12 protein-coding genes are annotated in these 16895 nt (G+C 62.3%); 8 read left to right on the forward strand and 4 right to left on the reverse strand.

What is annotated here, in order from left to right:
- Positions 1-299 precede the first annotated feature (299 nt).
- Both ACFPWW_RS08090 and ACFPWW_RS08095 read left to right on the forward strand, forming a co-directional pair.
- Entirely contained in the window at positions 300-1475 is a 1176-nt protein-coding gene (locus ACFPWW_RS08090) for an efflux RND transporter periplasmic adaptor subunit (RefSeq protein ID WP_112753637.1), read from the forward strand.
- Complete coding sequence (locus ACFPWW_RS08095; RefSeq protein WP_112562893.1) at positions 1472-4651, forward strand: efflux RND transporter permease subunit; 3180 nt, start codon at positions 1472-1474, stop codon at positions 4649-4651. Before ACFPWW_RS08090 ends, ACFPWW_RS08095 begins: the two co-directional genes overlap by 4 nt.
- Before the next feature lie 7 nt (positions 4652-4658).
- Here ACFPWW_RS08095 and ACFPWW_RS08100 read toward each other — a convergent pair whose 3' ends face one another.
- Positions 4659-5435, reverse strand: coding sequence for a metallophosphoesterase (locus ACFPWW_RS08100; protein ID WP_112563195.1), 777 nt, complete (start codon positions 5433-5435; stop codon positions 4659-4661).
- A 162-nt stretch (positions 5436-5597) separates the two neighbouring features.
- Here ACFPWW_RS08100 and ACFPWW_RS08105 point away from each other — a divergent pair, with 162 nt between their 5' ends.
- Positions 5598-6722 carry an acyl-CoA dehydrogenase family protein gene (locus ACFPWW_RS08105; RefSeq protein ID WP_377311318.1) on the forward strand — a complete coding sequence of 375 codons (1125 nt, stop codon included), beginning with the start codon at positions 5598-5600 and terminating at the stop codon, positions 6720-6722.
- A 67-nt stretch (positions 6723-6789) separates the two neighbouring features.
- Here the strand turns inward: ACFPWW_RS08105 and ACFPWW_RS08110 are convergent, their stop codons facing one another.
- On the reverse strand, positions 6790-7251 hold the full coding sequence (locus ACFPWW_RS08110; RefSeq protein ID WP_112562897.1) for an RrF2 family transcriptional regulator: 462 nt from the start codon (positions 7249-7251) through the stop codon (positions 6790-6792).
- 213 nt (positions 7252-7464) lie between these two features.
- Positions 7465-8253: an SDR family NAD(P)-dependent oxidoreductase gene (locus ACFPWW_RS08115; RefSeq protein ID WP_112563197.1), complete on the reverse strand. Its 789-nt coding sequence runs from the start codon at positions 8251-8253 to the stop codon at positions 7465-7467.
- A gap of 164 nt (positions 8254-8417) precedes the next feature.
- Between ACFPWW_RS08115 and ACFPWW_RS08120 the strand changes: the two genes are divergently transcribed.
- Complete coding sequence (locus ACFPWW_RS08120; protein ID WP_377311319.1) at positions 8418-9185, forward strand: TIM barrel protein; 768 nt, start codon at positions 8418-8420, stop codon at positions 9183-9185.
- A gap of 27 nt (positions 9186-9212) precedes the next feature.
- Here ACFPWW_RS08120 and ACFPWW_RS08125 read toward each other — a convergent pair whose 3' ends face one another.
- Complete coding sequence (locus ACFPWW_RS08125; RefSeq protein WP_112704697.1) at positions 9213-10259, reverse strand: LacI family DNA-binding transcriptional regulator; 1047 nt, start codon at positions 10257-10259, stop codon at positions 9213-9215.
- 182 nt (positions 10260-10441) lie between these two features.
- Between ACFPWW_RS08125 and ACFPWW_RS08130 the strand changes: the two genes are divergently transcribed.
- The 4 genes from ACFPWW_RS08130 to ACFPWW_RS08145 all read left to right on the forward strand — a co-directional run bounded on the left by ACFPWW_RS08130 (position 10442) and on the right by ACFPWW_RS08145 (position 16885).
- Positions 10442-12367: an ABC transporter substrate-binding protein gene (locus ACFPWW_RS08130; RefSeq protein ID WP_112704698.1), complete on the forward strand. Its 1926-nt coding sequence runs from the start codon at positions 10442-10444 to the stop codon at positions 12365-12367.
- A 104-nt stretch (positions 12368-12471) separates the two neighbouring features.
- Positions 12472-14580, forward strand: coding sequence for a family 10 glycosylhydrolase (locus ACFPWW_RS08135; protein WP_377311320.1), 2109 nt, complete (start codon positions 12472-12474; stop codon positions 14578-14580).
- A 120-nt stretch (positions 14581-14700) separates the two neighbouring features.
- The gene (locus tag ACFPWW_RS08140; RefSeq protein WP_377311321.1) at positions 14701-15687 is read left to right on the forward strand and encodes an ABC transporter permease; all 987 of its coding nucleotides are present in this window, start codon (positions 14701-14703) and stop codon (positions 15685-15687) included.
- 10 nt (positions 15688-15697) lie between these two features.
- Positions 15698-16885: an ABC transporter permease gene (locus ACFPWW_RS08145; protein ID WP_112755546.1), complete on the forward strand. Its 1188-nt coding sequence runs from the start codon at positions 15698-15700 to the stop codon at positions 16883-16885.
- Positions 16886-16895 lie beyond the last annotated feature (10 nt).

Genomic DNA, 16895 nt, shown 5'->3' on the forward strand with positions numbered 1-16895 from the left:
AGCGATATCGGCGGAAACGCCGGGGTTTGCGGAACTGCAAATCGGGGCGGTCAATTGGCATTTGCAATTTTCGGATTCTCCCGTTTATAGTCTGCCTTCATAGGGTTACGGAGATCGCGATTTTCTCCCTCCGGTTGATTTCGAGGTGCCGGCTTGCACCTGTCATCTCCCGGCAGCCACGCATGGGTAGAATTCGGACTTAGGACGAAGGCTCATGCTTTCGTTCCAGCAGGCATGGACAGCTTTTCTCAGGCATAGGTTCAGGCGGCTGCATTCGGCCGCCCGCAAGGGGGACCGGAATGGCTTATTCGCTTCGACAAACATTGACGCTCGGCTGCTTGGCCGCTTTCCTGCCGCTTATCGCTGAGGCGCAGCAGGCGCCTGCTCCCCCGCCCGTCACTGTCGCCAAACCCGTCGTGCGCGACGTGGTCGACAGCGACGAGTTCATCGGCCGCTTCGAACCCGTGGACGAGGTTTCGGTACGGTCGCGCGTCGGCGGCTATCTGCAGGAAATCGACTTCACTGACGGTGCGCTGGTGAAGAAAGGCGACCGCCTCTTCGTTATCGATCAAAGGCCGTTCATCACCGCGCTCAATCAGGCCAATGCCGCGCTTGAAGCAGCGAAGTCGGCACTGGTCTTTGCCGATGCGCAGTATAAACGCGCGCAATCGCTTGCTTCGAGCGGCAGCCAGTCGGCACAGACGCTGGACGACCGCCGCCGCGAATTCGATTCGGCCCAGGCCAATGTCCGCGGCGCACAGGCCGCCGCCGACCGCGCGGCCCTCGACATGGAATATACGGAGATCACCGCCCCCCTCAGCGGCCGCATCGACCGCCGCCTGATCTCCGCCGGCAATCTGGTACAGACCGACCAGACCGTGCTGACCACGATCGTTTCGCTCGACCCGATCGACTTTTATTTCGACGTCGACGAGCGCCGGCTGCTGAACTTCGCCGAGACGGCGCGCAAGCTCGGCAAGGACCTGCAGCAGGGCGGCGGCGGACTGGATGTCGTGGTCACGATCTCCGATCCCAATGCCAAGCCGTTCAAGGGCAAACTCGACTTCGCCGAAAACCGGATCGACAACGAAAGCGGCACCATCCGCCTGCGCGCACGGTTCCCCAACCCCGATCTCGTCCTCCAGCCCGGTCTTTTCGGCCGCATTCAGATCGAGGCCTCCAATACCTATCAGGCCATCCTTGTTCCCGACGAGGCAATCGGCTCGGACCAGAATGAACGCGTCGTTTACGTCGTCGGCGCTGACGGCACGGTATCGACCAAGCCGGTCCGGCCCGGTCCGCGGCTCTACGGCTACCGCGTCATCCGCGAAGGTCTGGACGGCACCGAGACGATCGTCGTCAACGGCCTGATCCGCGCCCGGCCCGGCTCAAAGGTCACGCCGCAGATGAGCGAGCTGCCGCAGCAGCGTACCGACGCCCCGCCCGAAACCGCCGGTGCGGAGAGCAGCCAATGAGATTTGCCCATTTCTTCGTAGACCGGCCGATCTTTGCGGCCGTCATCTCGATCCTTCTCCTCGTCGTCGGCAGCATTGCCTATACGCAATTGCCGGTATCGCAATATCCCGAGATCGCCCCGCCGACCATCGTCGTGCGCACCTCCTATCCCGGCGCCGACCCGCAGACGATCGCCGATACGGTTTCGACCCCGCTCGAACAGCAGATCAACGGCGTCGAAGACATGCTTTACATGTCTTCCTATTCGAGCGCCGACGGCGCCATGTCGCTGACGATCACCTTCAAGCTCGGTACCGATCTCGACAAGGTCCAGGTTCTTGTCCAGAACCGCGTGTCCATCGCCCTTCCCCGCCTTCCCGAAGAGGTCCAGCGCCTTGGCGTGACCACCGACAAGAGTTCGCCCGACCTGATGATGGTCGTGCATCTGCTTTCGCCGTCGCACCGTTACGATCAGCTCTACGTCTCGAACTATGCGCGCAACCGCATCCGCGACGTGCTCGTGCGCCTTGACGGCGTCGGCGACGTCCAGCTTTTCGGCGAACGCCAGTATTCGATGCGTATCTGGCTGGATCCGGAAAAGCTTTCCGCCTACGGAATGACGTCCGATGACGTCGTGGCCGCGCTGAGGGACCAGAACGTTCAGGTGTCCGGGGGCAAGATCGGCGCCCCGCCCGTGACCGGACCGAACGCCTTCGAATATACGGTGCGAACGGACGGACGCTTCTCGGACGTGCGCCAGTTCCGCTATGTCATCGTCAAATCGACGGCCAGCGGCCGGCTTGTGTCCCTGCAGGATGTCGCCCGTATCGAGCTTGGCGCTCAGGACTACGTCACCAACAGCTATCTCAACAACGACCCGGCGGTTGCCCTCGGCATCTTCGCCCGACCGGGAACCAACGCGCTGGATACCGCCCATCAGGTCCAGGCGATCATGAAGGATCTCTCCCAGAACTTCCCCCAGGGTCTGGAATACCGCATCGTCTACGATACGACCGAATTCATCTCGGATTCGATCAGCGAGGTCTACAGGACGATCGCCGAAGCGGCGATCCTGGTGGCCATCGTCGTGCTCGTCTTCCTGCAATCGTGGCGAACGGCAATCATTCCGATCGTCGCCATTCCGGTATCGCTGATCGGCACCTTTGCGGTCCTGCTCGCCTTCGGCTTCTCGCTCAATATGCTGACCCTCTTCGGCCTCGTCCTTGCGATCGGTATCGTCGTCGACGACGCCATCGTGGTTGTCGAGAATGTCGAGCGAAACCTGGCGCGCGGCATGTCGCCCAAGGAAGCCTCGCATGTCACGATGGACGAAGTCGGAACCGCAGTCGTCGCCATCTCGCTGGTGCTGATTGCGGTATTCGTGCCGACGGCCTTCATTCCCGGCATTTCCGGCCAGTTCTACCGACAGTTTGCGGTGACGATCTCAGTCACCACCGCAATTTCCGCGTTGAATTCGCTGACACTTTCGCCTGCTCTCGCCGGTATTCTCTTGAAAACGCACGATCACGAGAGCAAGCCCAGGAACATCTTCTCCCAGTTGGGAAGCGGCCTTGCGAACGGCTTCAACCGCGGCTTCGACCGGATGAGCTCCGGCTATTCGTGGATCGTCCGGCATCTGGTCAGCAGCTGGATCGGATTGACCTGCTCGCTGCTCGCTTTTGCCGGCCTGCTCGGGGCGACCTGGTACATGGGCCAGAAAGTCCCCTCCGGCTTCATCCCCACCATGGACCAGGGCTACGCGATCATCGTCATCCAGCTGCCGGACGGTGCCTCGCTTGCGCGCACCGATGCCGTCGTCAAACAGGTCGGCGACATCGCCCGTACCGTACCGGGCGTCGGCAATGCCGTGCAGTTTGCCGGCTTCAGCGGCGCGACCTTCACCAACGCTTCGAATGCCGGCGTCGTCTTCGTGCCGTTCAAATCCTTCGCCGAACGTGAAGAGGGCGGCGAGACGGCAAACAAGATCATCGGCGAGCTTTACGGCAAGCTGCAGAGCATCCAGGAAGCCTTCATCATTGCCATCCCGCCGCCGTCCGTTCGCGGCGTCGGCAATTCCGGCGGTTTCAAGATGCAGATTTCCGATCTTGAAAACGCCGATATGACGCGTGTCCTGGGCCTTGCCCGCCAGATGATGGGTGCCGCGGCCACGACCCCGGGCCTCACCGGCGTCTTCACGACATTCTCGGATGCCAGCCCGCAATATTTCCTGGCGATCGATCGCGACAAGGCGCGTTTCCTGAACGTGCCGATCCCCAACATCTTCAACGCGCTCTCCATCAACCTGGGTGTCGCCTATGTGAACGATTTCAACGCGTTCGGCCGCGTCTACCAGGTCCGCGCCCAGGCCGACCGGCAATACCGCATGGACAGGGACGACATCCTTGCCCTGAAGGTAAGATCGGCAACCGGTGCGCTGGTGCCCCTCGGCACGCTGATGGACATCAGGGATGCAAGCGGCCCGGCGCTCGTCCAGCGCTACAACATGTATGTCTCGGTACCGCTTCAGGGCAACCCGACGCCCGGCACCTCGACCGGCGACGCCATCAAGAAGATGGAGGACCTTGCGGCGCAGATCCTGCCGCCGGGAACGACCTTCGAGTGGACGGAACTTGCCTATCAGGAAACCCACACCGGCAATACCGCCATCTATATCTTCGCCCTGTCGGTGATCTTCGTCTTCCTTGCGCTTGCGGCGCAATATGAAAGCTGGGTCCTGCCGCTGGCGATCATCCTCATCGTTCCGCTCGCCGTCCTGGCCGCGCTGATCGGCGTATCGCTGAGGGGAATGGATAACAACGTCCTCACGCAGATCGGCCTGATCGTGCTGATCGGCCTTGCGGCCAAGAACGCCATTCTGATCGTCGAGTTTGCAAGGCAGGCGGAGGAAGAAGGCAAAAGCGTCGTCGATGCCGCCATCGAGGCCAGCCATCTGCGCCTGCGCCCGATCCTGATGACGGCCTTCGCCTTCATTTTCGGCGTCCTGCCGCTGGCCATCGCCACCGGCCCCGGTGCCGAAATGCGCCAGTCGCTCGGCACGGCCGTATTCTCGGGCATGCTGGGCGTGACGATCTTCGGCCTGTTCCTGACGCCGGTCTTCTACGTCGTGTTGCGACGCTGGCGCAAAAAGCCGGCGGAAGTGCCGGCTCAGGTCGACGCGGAGGAGAACGCTGCCTGAGCAGGCATCAGGTGGAGAAAAGGTAGACCTGTCCCTGCCAGAAGCGGGCGACGGAGAGCCTGCCGCTCCTGAAGGCGCGGGTATCGAGATTGAGCCGCATCGGCTGCACGTCCGGCTGGTCGCCGGGCGTATGGCCATGCACGATGAGCTTCGGCAGCGGCAGCGGGCTTTCCAGAAACCGCTGGCGGATGAAGGCCATGTCGTCGTCGGCCTGCTCTTCGAGCGGCACACGCGGGTCGATGCCGGCATGCACGAAGACGACATTGGGCGTGTCGAGCATGATCGGCAGGGAGCGGATGAAATCGATATGGGTATGCGGCAGCGACTGGCGGATGAAGGCGTCGAGCTGCGCACCGGAGCGGAAGACGAGCGGCAGGTGATCGGGATCGAGACCATAGGATCGCAGAAGCTCGGCCGCCCCCATGGTCATCCAGTCGTCGTAGGAGGCCCAGCCGTCGATATAGTCGAGCATGACGATCTCATGATTGCCGGCAAGGCAGATGCGCTCGAAACCTTCGGGCGCCGGATCCATGAGGTGGCTGAGGACATGCGCCGATTGCGGGCCGCGATCGATGTAATCGCCGAGCATGACGATGAGTTTCTTGCCCGGCAGGTGCTCGGCATCGCGTACGATCGCCTCCTCCGCTTTCTGCAGCAGATCGAGACGCCCATGCACGTCGCCGATGGCGTAAGTCGGGATATCCGCTATATCCATGCTCACGCGCGGGCGCGGCTGACGTCCAGCCTTCGAACCCTCGCGGCTTCGTGCAAGAGAATCGCTCATCATCATTCCTGATCGGTTGGCTGTCCCTTAACCATACGTAGAGCATACGGCAAGGCGATCAAGCTGGTAAGAAAATTCGACGGGCCGGGCTTTTGTGGAAAAACCGCCCTTACGCAAGCCGATGCAATCGCGCACTTTTTTAGCACTGGGAAAGAGTGGCAGATGGGCACGATATCGCAATTGCACGACAATGTGCGCCCTCCGGCGCACCGCATCGAGACCGAGGAGGAAGCCGTTTCCACAGCCCGCGAGCTTGCCGCCGTCTTTCGCCGGCAAGCAAACGAGCGCGACATCAACCGCCTCATGCCGAACGGCGAGCTCGACATCCTCTCCCAATCCGGCCTGACGGCGATAACCGTGCCTCCGGAATATCAGGGCCTCGACATTTCCAATGCCCTGCTTGCCGAGATCGTCGCCATCATCGCCGAAAGCGATGCTTCCATAGGTGATGTTCTTGCAGCACATTTCCGCGTGCTGGAGGGGCTGCGCAACCAGTCTTCGGAAGCGCTGAAGATTGCCCTTTATGAGCGCGCCCTGGATGGCGACCGTTTCGCCCCTGCCCGTTTTGCCGATCAGGCGGTCCTCGTGGCCGAAGGCTCCGGTTTTCGCCTGACGGGCCGGTCGGACCAGGCGCCGGCCGTTCTTTTTTCCGACCGGATCGCTGCCGCAGCGGTCGATCCTGCCGGCCGCAGGATCGTGATGCACCTTCAGCGTGACAGCGAGGACCTGCAGGCGGTGGACGATTGGGATGCCTTCGGCCTGCGCACCAACGGCACGGCAACGCTGATTGCCGGCAAACTGCACGTGAATGCCGACAGCGTCACGCTCGCCTCATCCGGCGACCATGCGACGGAAAAATCGCTCGGCCTGCTGCTGCAGGCGGCCGTCGGCCTCGGTATTGCCCGCGCCGCCTTCGCCGATCTGCTTGCCATGGCAAGAGGACCCTCTGCTCCCGCCGGCAAAATCGGCGAGCGCGCCATCCGCATCGAAACCGCGACCGGCGCGCTGGAGCAGGCGGGTCGCAAACTGGATATCGCCCAGGTGAGCCCCGCCGAGGCAGCCATGGCGGAAGCCTGGTTCTCCGCCTCATCCGCCTGCCTTGCGGCAACCGAGGTGGCGCTGGACACGGCAAACGCTCTCTTCGAACTTGCCCGCGGCGCAACCGGCAGCATCGCGCTCAACCTCGACCGTCACTGGCGCAACGCCCGCATCCACGACATGGCGATCGCGCGCGAGCCGCTGTTGAGCGCAGCCGGCGCGCATAGTCTGAAAGTCAGGGAAAGCTGACGCAGTTCCGGCAAGACGGTGCTGCGATTGCGCGCCCGGAATTGCCCGAAGACAAACAGAATGCGGATCAGCTCGCGGCGGAGACCGGGAGCTTCTCCTCGACCTTCTCGAGGCCGCCGCCGGCAACGAACTGCTCGAGCGTCATATTGTCGAGAATGGCGGCGATCGCGTCCCGGACTTCGGTCATCGAGCGCCGCACCTGACAGGTCTCGGGATCGGCGCAGTCGTCACAGGCCTCGTAGGCCGTACGGCTCGCACATCGGATCGGCGCCAGCGGCCCGTCCAGCGTGCGGATGACGTGACCGATGCGGATCTCCGAGGCGGGCCGCGAGAGCGAATAGCCGCCGCCCGGCCCCTTCTTCGACCGCAGGATGCCGACATTGCGCAGTTCGAGCAGGATCGTATCCAGGAATTTCTTCGGGATATTGTTGCGCGAGGCGATATCGTTGATGAAGGCGGTCTCGCCCGGCGCCAGCCGCGCCAGATCGACCAGTGCCTTCAATCCGTATTTTCCCTTTTTCGTCAACATCTCTGGGTCGCCCTGCACTTCACGGCATTATGCTTCTGTAATAACAGGCAAATAGAGTCAAAACCATGAAGAGACAACAAAATAACCCGTTTTTATAGGTTATTTCGCCTATCTATGTTGCCGTAAAACCGCGCCTTCAAGTCCGGTGAGACCCAGCAAGATTGATGTGCCGGCCTCACCCCGGGCCAGCACAGGAGCGACCGGAACGAACGCCTATACCGTTTTCAGCATGCCGCCATCGACGAAATAGGTAGAACCGATGCTGTAGCTCGCCCTGTCGGAGCAGAGGAAGACGAAGAAATTCGCAAGCTCCTCCGGCGTGCCGAACCGCTTGGAGGAGGCATGTTCATCCGCCACGCTCTGCAGGTAGCCCTCCCAGTCGCCGCCGGTTTCGGCCGTCAGCTGCTTGGCGGTCTTGATCCAGTCCGGCGTCAGGATAAGGCCGGGGTTGACGCAGTTGACCCGGATATTGTCCTTGACGAGCTCGGTGGAGAGCGCCTTGGAAAACATCATCAGCGCCGCCTTGGTGACATTGTAGATCGGCTCGTACCAGAGCGGCTGCACGGCGCAGATCGAGGCATTGTGGAGGATCACGCCGCCGCCGCGCTTCTTCATCTGCGGCGCGATCCCGCGGGCAAGGCGCACCGCCGCCATCACATGCAGGTCCCAATAGGCCTGCCATTTTTCGTCCGGCGCTTCCATGACCGTCTCGTTGGAGCCGGTGCCGGCATTGTTGATGAGAATATCCGCTCCGCCGCGTTCGGCCGCCGCCGCAATGATCGCTTCCGTGCCCTGGACGGTCGCAACATCGCTCTCGACGGCAATGGCGCTGACACCATATTTTTGGGCGATGCGTTGAGCCTCGGAATCGAGCCGCTCGCGCCCGCGCGCGGACAAGATAAGGTTGGTGCCCTCCGCCGCCAGCCCTTCCGCGATGGCAAGCCCGATACCGACGGAGCCGCCGGTAATGACGGCGGTCTTTCCCTTCAAACCAAGATCCATGAAATCCTCCCGAATGCGGCCGGCAGCTGCGGCCGATCCGCCAAGTCTTCCGACATTGGTTCTGGCCGTCAAGCCGTGGCGGAAAATCATCGGCATGAGCAGACGATCCCTCTTGCCGCAGGCTGCGATCTGTCGCATGCCTGCAGGCGATCGGAGGAGCTTTCATGCGTCTTTATTCAGCTTGCATCGAATGGTTGTTTGCCGAGGAAGGCGATCTCTTCGCCGACCGCATCCGCCGCGCCCATGCCGCCGGCCTCAAGGCCATCGAGTTCTGGCGCTGGACAGACAAGGACCTCGACGCGATCGAGGCCGCATTGAAGGAAACCGGCCTCAATGTGACGAGCCTCGTCGCCGAGCCGATGATCGCATTGACCGATGCCGCCCATCGCCAGACGTGGCTGAGCGGTCTTGCCGATTCCGTCGCCGTCGCAAAGCGCCTGGGCGCACCTGTGCTGATCGCTCAGGCGGGCAACGATCTTGACGGCTTCACCCGGGACGAACAGCGCAAGGCGCTGACCGAAACGCTGCGCGCCGGCGCCGATATCCTCAAGGGCAGCGGCGTGCGCCTCGGCGTCGAGCCGCTCAACATCCGCATCGACCATGTCGGCTATTTCCTCGATTCCACCCGCGAGGGGCTGGATATCGTCGATGACGTCGCCCGCCCGGAAATCGGCATCGTCTACGACATCTACCATTCCGCCGTCATGGACGAGCGCACCGAAGACGTTCTGGCCGGGCGCATCGACCGCGTGTTCCACGTCCATGTGGCGGATCATCCCGGCCGTAACGAACCCGGCACCGGCGCCATCGATCTCGCCCGCCGCCTCAACTGGATTTACGCCAATGGCTATGCGGGCGCGGTGGGTCTGGAATACAAGCCGACGACACCGGGCGCCGACGCCGTCAAGGCAGCGATCGCAACGTTGGGCTGACGCTCCCCGGTCGAGGCTGCGGCCCGGTCACTCGACAAGCGCGCCGCCGGTTTGCCCCTGCCTGATCGGATCGGCGGCAGCCGGCACCTTGCACGGGCCGGCGGACCGGCGCTCGACGATGCGTGAGGCAATCATCACGCGCCGGGCCGGCATACCGGGCAGACGCGGATTTTCAATGCGCTCCAGAAGCAGCCGCAGGCCGACAGCCCCACCCTCCTGCCCTTCCATCTTCACCGTCGTCAGCGGCGGTGAAATCTGCGTGGCCGGCGAGAAATCGCCGAAGCCCACCACCGAGACATCGTCGGGAATGCGGTATCCCTGCCCCAGCAGTTCGGAAACCACCGTCAGCGCCAGTCCGTCATGGGCACAGAAGAAGGCCGTCGGGTGAATGCCCCTTGCCTTGAGGTCGCGGAAGGCCTCGCCGAAGCCGATCTGCTCGTCGAAGCGCAGCACATGCAAAGAAACGTCCTCGCAGCGTTCGGCAATCTCCCGCGCCCCGTAGAAGCGCTCGCGCCGGCCTCGGAAGCCGGGCGTGCCGTTGACATAACAGATCGACCGATGGCCGAGTTCGATCAGATATTGCAGCACCGCCTGACCCGCCTCATGGTCGGTTCCCGTCACCTGATCGGCCTGCTCCAGAGGATCGACCCAGCCGAAACGCACGATCGGCACGCCGGTCGCCGTGGCCGCCACGATCGCCTCCCGGTCGTGCGGGCCGACGAGCAGCAGCCCGGCGCAGGAACGCGCCAGTTCCTCGAGCTGGCCGGCACTGTGGGTCCAGCGGATGCGCAGCGCCATGCCCAGCTTGTGCGCCTCGCGCTGCACGCCATTCTGGATCTGCATGTAAAGTTCGCTGTTGACGGCATCGAGATCATGGAAAACGACGGCGATGTCGTTCGTCTGCGATTGGCCGGCAGGGCGCGTATAGCCGAGCCGCTCGGCAGCGGCGCGGATCAGCGCGCGCGTCTCCTCGCTGACGCCGCTCTTGCCCGCCAGCGAGCGCGAGACCGCATATTTCGAAAGGCCGACCTCTCGCGCGATTGTCTGTAAGGTTACTCGACCCCTGCTTCCCACACTCCACCTCGTATCCCCTGGCATTCGGAGCGCTTGGCTACACGTTCGCCGCCGGAATTGCAAATTCTTGCACTAACGGAACATAACGCTTTACCTAACAATATCCAAATGTATTCTTCCCGTTATCCCGGCCTGAAAGCAAAAACAACGACAAGGGCCGCGGATTTTTGGAGGAGAACCCTATGATCAAGCTGAAACGTCGTGCGTTTCTGGCCGGGACCTCGGCCGTTCTGCTTTTACCGGCGCTGCCGGCCCTTGCCGTCGATTACAAGGAAGCGGACATTCTGAAAGACAAGGTTGCAAGCGGCGCACTGCCGGCCCTGAAAGACCGGCTGCCGGAAAATCCGCTTGTCATCAAGCCGGTCGAAAGCGTCGGCAAATATGGCGGCGACTGGAACATGGCCCTCGTCGGCGGCGGCTCGCTGTCCATGCTGTTCCGCTATCAGGCCTATGAACCGCTGTTGCGCTACACGCCCGACTGGTCCGGCGTGACGCTGAACGTCGCCGAAGCCTTCGACGGCAATGCCGACTCCACCGAATATACGATCCGCCTGCGCAAGGGCATGAAGTGGTCGGACGGTCAGCCCTACACGACGGCGGACGTCAAATTCTGGTACGACACGATCCTGACCGACAAACGCGTCGCCGTTAACGGACAGGGCCACTGGAAGACCGCAGGCAAGCCGGCGAAGCTTGAAGTCATAGACGAACAGACCTTCAAAGTTATCTTTGCCAAACCTAACGGTATGTTCCCGCTTCAGGTAGCCTGGGCCAATAACGACCACACGACCCGCTGCCCCAAACATTACCTCGAGCAGTTCCATATCGATTATAATCCGAAGGCGGACGAGCTTGCCAAAGAGCGCGGCTTCGAAAGCTGGATTGCCGCCTTCCAGTCTGCCTCCGGTTTCCAGGACGACAACGCCTTCTTCCTGAACTCCTCGAAGAAACCCTGCCTGCATGCCTGGATGTTCACGACCGCACCCGGCGAGAATACGGAACGCGCAATTGCCGAACGCAACCCCTTCTACTGGAAGGTCGACACGGAAGGTAATCAGCTCCCCTATATGGACCGCATCGTCTACCAGATGGTTGCCGATCCGCAGGTGCTGCTCTTGAAGGCCATGCAGGGCGAAGTCGACCTGATGGACCAGTATATCGCCACGCCGAACAACAAGTCGGTGCTCTACGATGCGCGCGAGCAGGGCAAGTATGATTTCTACACGCTGACTTCGACTGAAGCCAATGTGATGAACTTCATCTTCAACCTGAACCACAACGACGAGACCAAACGAAAGCTCTTCCGCAACAAGGATTTCCGTGCGGCACTCTCCATGTCGCTCGATCGTCAGGCTCTGATCGATGCCGTTCTCGTCGGCCAGGGCGCTCCGGCCCAGCCCTCGATCAAGCAGGGCGATCCGCTCTATAACGAACAGCTCGCCACGCAATTCACGAGCTACGACGTCGACAAGGCGAATGCCATGCTCGACACGCTGATCCCGAAGCGCGACGACCAGAATTTCCGTCTGGACGAGAAGGGCCGCCGCCTGACGGTGATCTTCGAAATCGACCAGGCGCGCGCCGTCTTCCTCGATCTCTTCCAGCTGGTCATCCCGATGTTCCAGGCTGTCGGCATCGATGCGCAGATGCGCACCATGGACCGTTCGCTCTGGGAGACCCGCGTCCGCCAGGGCCGCGACTTCGATGCGACGGCCCACCAGTTCGGCGCCAATGGCGGCGTCGCCGCCATGCTCGACCCGCGCTACTACGTGCCGACGGATTCGAACGCCATGTACGCCCCGGCCTGGCAGCTCTGGTATCTCGACCGCAACAATGCCAACGCGGAAGAACCGCCGGAAGAAACGAAGAAGCAGCTCGAGCTTTACGACAAGCTGAAATCGACTTCCGACGCGGCCGGTCAGCAGGAGATCATGAAACAGATCCTGCAGGGTGCCGCCGACAACTTCTATGTCTTCGGCATTTCCCTGCCCCCGGATGGCTACGGCATCGTCAAGAACAACATGAAGAACATTACGAAGACCATGCCGAACTCCTTCGGCTGGCCGACACCCGCTCCCACCATGCCGGAGCAGTTCTACAAGGTCTGACGGCCTGCGACATCGACGATGATTTCCGGGCGCCGGCCCCACCGGTCGGCGCCACGGCCCTTCTTTTGCCAATGCCCTCTTTTGCCAATGATTGGATGAAGACGATGCTCGACGCCAGAAGACAGAATACCGACACGCTGCGCACGCCGGACTGGTTCAAGACCGCCACGCGCTGGACCCAGCTGACCTTCGTGGAGGACGACCCGGAAAAATACGATCCGGCCTTCTGGATTGACGTTTTCAAGCGCACGAAATCCAATGCCGTCTGCCTCAGCGCCGGCGGCTACATCGCCTATTATCCGAGCGAAGTACCCTATCACTATGTAAGCAAATATCTGGGCGACAAGGATATTTTCGGCGCGCTCGTCGATGCCGCCCGCAAGCTCGACATGCATGTCATGGCCCGTGTCGATCCGCATGCGATCCACGACGATGCCGCCAAGGCGCATCCCGAATGGGTGATGGTCAATGCCGACGGCACGCCGCGCCGCCACTGGGCCTATCCCGATGTCTGGGTGACCAATGCCTATGGCGATTACAACACCGTCTTCATGCCGGAAGTGGTGAAGGAAATCGTCCGCAAATACGATATCGACGCGATTTTCGCCAATCGCTGGCAGGGTCACGGCGTCGATTACAGCGAAGACAGCGCCCGCCGCTTCAAGGACATGTTCGGCCACGCGCTGCCGACGAAGCCGGATGCCGACGATCCGGCCTGGCAGGCCTGGGTGCAGTGGCGCCGCCGCGTGCTCACCGACATGATCGCCCAGTGGGACGATGCCGTCAAAGCGATCCGCCCGCATGCGAGCTTCATCCCGAACATGGGCGGCGCTTCGCTGATGGAATTCGACCTCTCGGTCATCGCCAAACATTGCCCCTTCCTCGTCGTCGACCATCAGGGCCGCAAGGGCCTGGAACTCGGCTGGTCTGCCGGCCGCAACGGCAAGCGCATCCGCGCTACCTTCCCCGATCGCCCCGTCGTGCTCATCACCTCGATCGGCCCGGAGGAGGAATATCGCTGGAAGGATGCCGTCACCTCCGGCGAGGAAATGCAGCTCTGGATCAACGACGGCACGGCCCACGGCCTCTATGCCTGGTTCACCAAGTTCAACGGCGTCGTGCCCGACAAGCGCTGGGTGGAACCGGTCGCCGATTCCTTCGCCCTGCAGGCCGCCGTCGAGCCTGTCCTCGAAAGCATGCAGCCAACGGCCGAGATCGCCGTCATCGATCCCTCGACCACGCTCCGCCACTGGGCGCCGGAAGAACGCCACAGCGCCGAGAAGCACGACCTCGGCTTCTATCATGCCCTCGTCGAGGCCCGCCTGCCCTTCGAGCTTCTTTCCGATCAGGTTCTGACGAAGGAAAATCTCGACCGCTTCAAGCTGATCATCCTCGCCAACGCTTCCTGCCTTTCGGATGCGCAGAACGAGGCGATCCGCGCCTATGTCAACCGCGGCGGCAGCGTCATTGCCTCCTACGAAACCTCGCTGCGCGACGAATTCGGCAAGAAGCGCAAGGAGTTCGGCCTCTCCGATGTGCTCGGTGCCAAATTCGTCTCCGGCCCGCGCGGCATCGTCAAGAACACCTATGTGGCGCTTTCGGGCGATCATCCGATCAATCGCGGCTACGACGGTGCCGAGCGCATCATGGGCGGCACGCGCCTCATACATGCCGATCCGACCGGCAACGCGACGACGCCCTTCCTCTACGTGCCTGATTTCCCCGACCTGCCGATGGAAGAGGTCTATCCGCGCAAGGCCCCGGAAGGCGCCGCCGTCATCGCCCGCGAAACCGGCAAGGGCGGCCGCACCGTCTACATTCCCTGGAACATCGGCGAAATCTTCTGGGAAGTCTTCGCGGTCGACCATGGCAAGCTGATTGCCAATGCCGTGCGCTGGGCGCTTGGCAAGACGCCGCGCGTCACCGTCGAAGGCCCCGGCGTTGTCGATTTGGCGCTGCGCGAAAATGCCGGGGGCATCGCGCTCAGCCTCTTCAACCTCACCAATCCGATGATGATGAAAGGGCCGATACGCGAAAATTACCCTCTGGCGGCCCAGACGGTTTCGGTGGAAATTCCTGAGGGCAAGTCGGTGGCCAAGGCATGGCTCGTCGTTACCGACCGCGCCGCAAACTTCAGCGTCAAGGACGGCCGCGCACAGGTGGAGGTGCCCGATGTCGAGCGGCTGGAGGTGTTGCACCTCACCTGGAAATGAGGTGCCTCCAGCGGCGGGGAAGACAAGGAGGAGCGCTTTCGGCCTGGAGGGGCCGAAAGCGGATGGAGATCCGAAGGAAGCGCCTGGCCGGGCGCTCTCAACGGGAGGAGAAACATTCCGATGCTTGGCTATATTTTCAAGCGCGTGCTCTACATGATCCCGACCTTGATCGGCATGTCGCTGATCTCGTTCCTGATCATCCAGCTGCCGCCGGGTGACTACCTGACCTCTATGATCGCGACGATGAGCGACAGCGGTCAGGCCGTCGATCCCGCACAGATCGAGCGGCTGAAGGAGATCTACGGCTTCGACGACCCCTTCTACATCCAGTATCTCAAATGGATGTGGGGTATCGTCAGCCGCGGCGATTTCGGCTGGTCCTTCGAATGGAACCAGCCCGTTTCCGGCCTGATCTGGGCGCGCATGGGCTCGACGCTGGTCATCTCGCTCCTGAGCCTGCTCTTCGTCTGGATCGTCGCCCTGCCGATCGGCATCTATTCGGCCGTGCGCCGCCACTCCGTCGGCGACCACGTCTTCACCTTCTTCGGCTTCATTGGATTGGCCGTGCCGAACTTCATCCTGGCGCTGACGCTGATGTATATCGCCTACCGCTATCTCGGCCAGAGCGTCGGCGGCCTCAACTCGCCGGAATATGCCGAGGCACCCTGGAACTTCGCCAAGGCCGGCGATTTCCTCGCCCATCTCTGGATACCGATCATCATCATCGGCGCCTCGGGCACCGCAGCGCTTATCCGCATCCTGCGCGCAAACCTGACGGACGAGCTGCACAAGCCCTATGTCATTACCGCGCGCGCCAAGGGCCTGCCGGAATACAAGGTGATCATGAAATATCCGGTGCGCATCGCGCTGAACCCCTTCGTCTCGGCGATCGGCTGGGTACTGCCGCATCTCGTCTCGGGTGTCACGATCACCGCCATCGTCCTGAACCTGCCGACTGCCGGACCGCTGCTCTTCCGCGCGCTGGTCTCGCAGGACATGTATCTCGCCGGCAGCTTTATCCTGCTTCTCTCGGCACTGACCCTTGTCGGCATGCTCCTGTCCGACCTACTGCTTGCGCTGCTCGATCCGCGCATCCGGTTCAATTGAGGAGGCGCCGATGACACACGAAACCTTCGCACCCCATACCGGCCCCCTCAACGTCGTCGCAGATGGTCCCTCGATCAGCCCGCTGAAACAGGGCAAGACCGTCTCGATCGCCGCGATCGGTCCGTGGCGGCTGATTGCCGGCAAGCTGATCCGCCAGAAGGTGGCGATGGTCGCCGGAGCGATCATCCTTTTCCTCTACCTCGTCGGCCTCTTCGCCGAGTTTCTGGCGCCGTCGCTGCCCGCGACCTCCAAGCCGCAATATACCTATGCCCCGCCGCAGGGTTTCAGCTTCTTCGTGGAAAAGCCCGACGGTAGCTCGGAGTTCAATTTCCATGTGAAGGGCTACAAGGTGGAGATCGACAAGGTGGCGCTGCGGCGTACTTTCGTGGTCGATGACACCAAGGTCGTACCGATCGGCTTCTTCGTCAAAGGCCCGGCCTATCAACTCTGGGGCCTGATCCCGATGACCACGCATTTCATCGGCCCGATCAATGCCAACGACCCCATGTACCTGCTCGGCGCCGACCGCCTCGGCCGTGACGTTCTGACCCGGCTGATCTACGGCACCCGCATTTCCATGTCGATCGGCCTCGTCGGCGTCGCCATGTCGCTCGTGCTCGGCGTCGTGCTCGGCTCGATCTCCGGCTTCTACGGCGGCTGGGTGGATACGCTGATCCAGCGCGTCATCGAAGTCGTCAGCGCCATGCCGACCATTCCGCTATGGCTCGGCCTTGCGGCGGCGATCCCGCTGACATGGTCGCCGGTCAACGTCTATTTCGTCATCACCATCATCGTCTCGCTGCTTGGCTGGACAAGTCTGGCCCGCGAGGTGCGCGGCCGCTTTCTGGCGCTGCGCAGCGAGGATTTCGTCACTGCCGCCAAGCTCGACGGCTCAAGCGAAGCACGGCTGATCTTCCGCCATATCCTCCCCTCGCTGACCAGCCATATCCTCGCCGTCGTCACCCTTGCCGTGCCGACGATGATCGTCGCAGAGACGTCGCTTTCCTTCCTCGGTATCGGCCTCAAGCCGCCGGTCGTCAGCTGGGGCGTGTTGCTGCAGGATGCCCAGAATATCCGCACGGTCGCGACCGCGCCCTGGCTGCTGATCTGGCCGTCGCTCGCGGTCGTCACGGCCGTCCTGTCCTTCAACTTCTTCGGCGACGGCCTGCGCGATGCGGCCGATCCCTATGACAACTGAGGAGGCAGCC

It is taken from the genome of Rhizobium sp. GCM10022189, assembly GCF_042656325.1.
Taxonomy (GTDB): domain Bacteria; phylum Pseudomonadota; class Alphaproteobacteria; order Rhizobiales; family Rhizobiaceae; genus Rhizobium.

What these genes read in the sequence shown, in the direction of transcription:
- ACFPWW_RS08115 (WP_112563197.1), bottom strand. Translation starts at nt 8,253, where the DNA reads ATGGATCTTGGTTTGAAGGGAAAGACCGCCGTCATTACCGGCGGCTCC.
- ACFPWW_RS08120 (WP_377311319.1), top strand. Translation starts at nt 8,418, where the DNA reads ATGCGTCTTTATTCAGCTTGCATCGAATGGTTGTTTGCCGAGGAAGGC.
- ACFPWW_RS08095 (WP_112562893.1), top strand. Translation starts at nt 1,472, where the DNA reads ATGAGATTTGCCCATTTCTTCGTAGACCGGCCGATCTTTGCGGCCGTC.
- ACFPWW_RS08110 (WP_112562897.1), bottom strand. Translation starts at nt 7,251, where the DNA reads ATGTTGACGAAAAAGGGAAAATACGGATTGAAGGCACTGGTCGATCTG.
- ACFPWW_RS08130 (WP_112704698.1), top strand. Translation starts at nt 10,442, where the DNA reads ATGATCAAGCTGAAACGTCGTGCGTTTCTGGCCGGGACCTCGGCCGTT.
- ACFPWW_RS08145 (WP_112755546.1), top strand. Translation starts at nt 15,698, where the DNA reads ATGACACACGAAACCTTCGCACCCCATACCGGCCCCCTCAACGTCGTC.
- ACFPWW_RS08105 (WP_377311318.1), top strand. Translation starts at nt 5,598, where the DNA reads ATGGGCACGATATCGCAATTGCACGACAATGTGCGCCCTCCGGCGCAC.
- ACFPWW_RS08135 (WP_377311320.1), top strand. Translation starts at nt 12,472, where the DNA reads ATGCTCGACGCCAGAAGACAGAATACCGACACGCTGCGCACGCCGGAC.
- ACFPWW_RS08090 (WP_112753637.1), top strand. Translation starts at nt 300, where the DNA reads ATGGCTTATTCGCTTCGACAAACATTGACGCTCGGCTGCTTGGCCGCT.
- ACFPWW_RS08140 (WP_377311321.1), top strand. Translation starts at nt 14,701, where the DNA reads ATGCTTGGCTATATTTTCAAGCGCGTGCTCTACATGATCCCGACCTTG.
- ACFPWW_RS08100 (WP_112563195.1), bottom strand. Translation starts at nt 5,435, where the DNA reads ATGAGCGATTCTCTTGCACGAAGCCGCGAGGGTTCGAAGGCTGGACGT.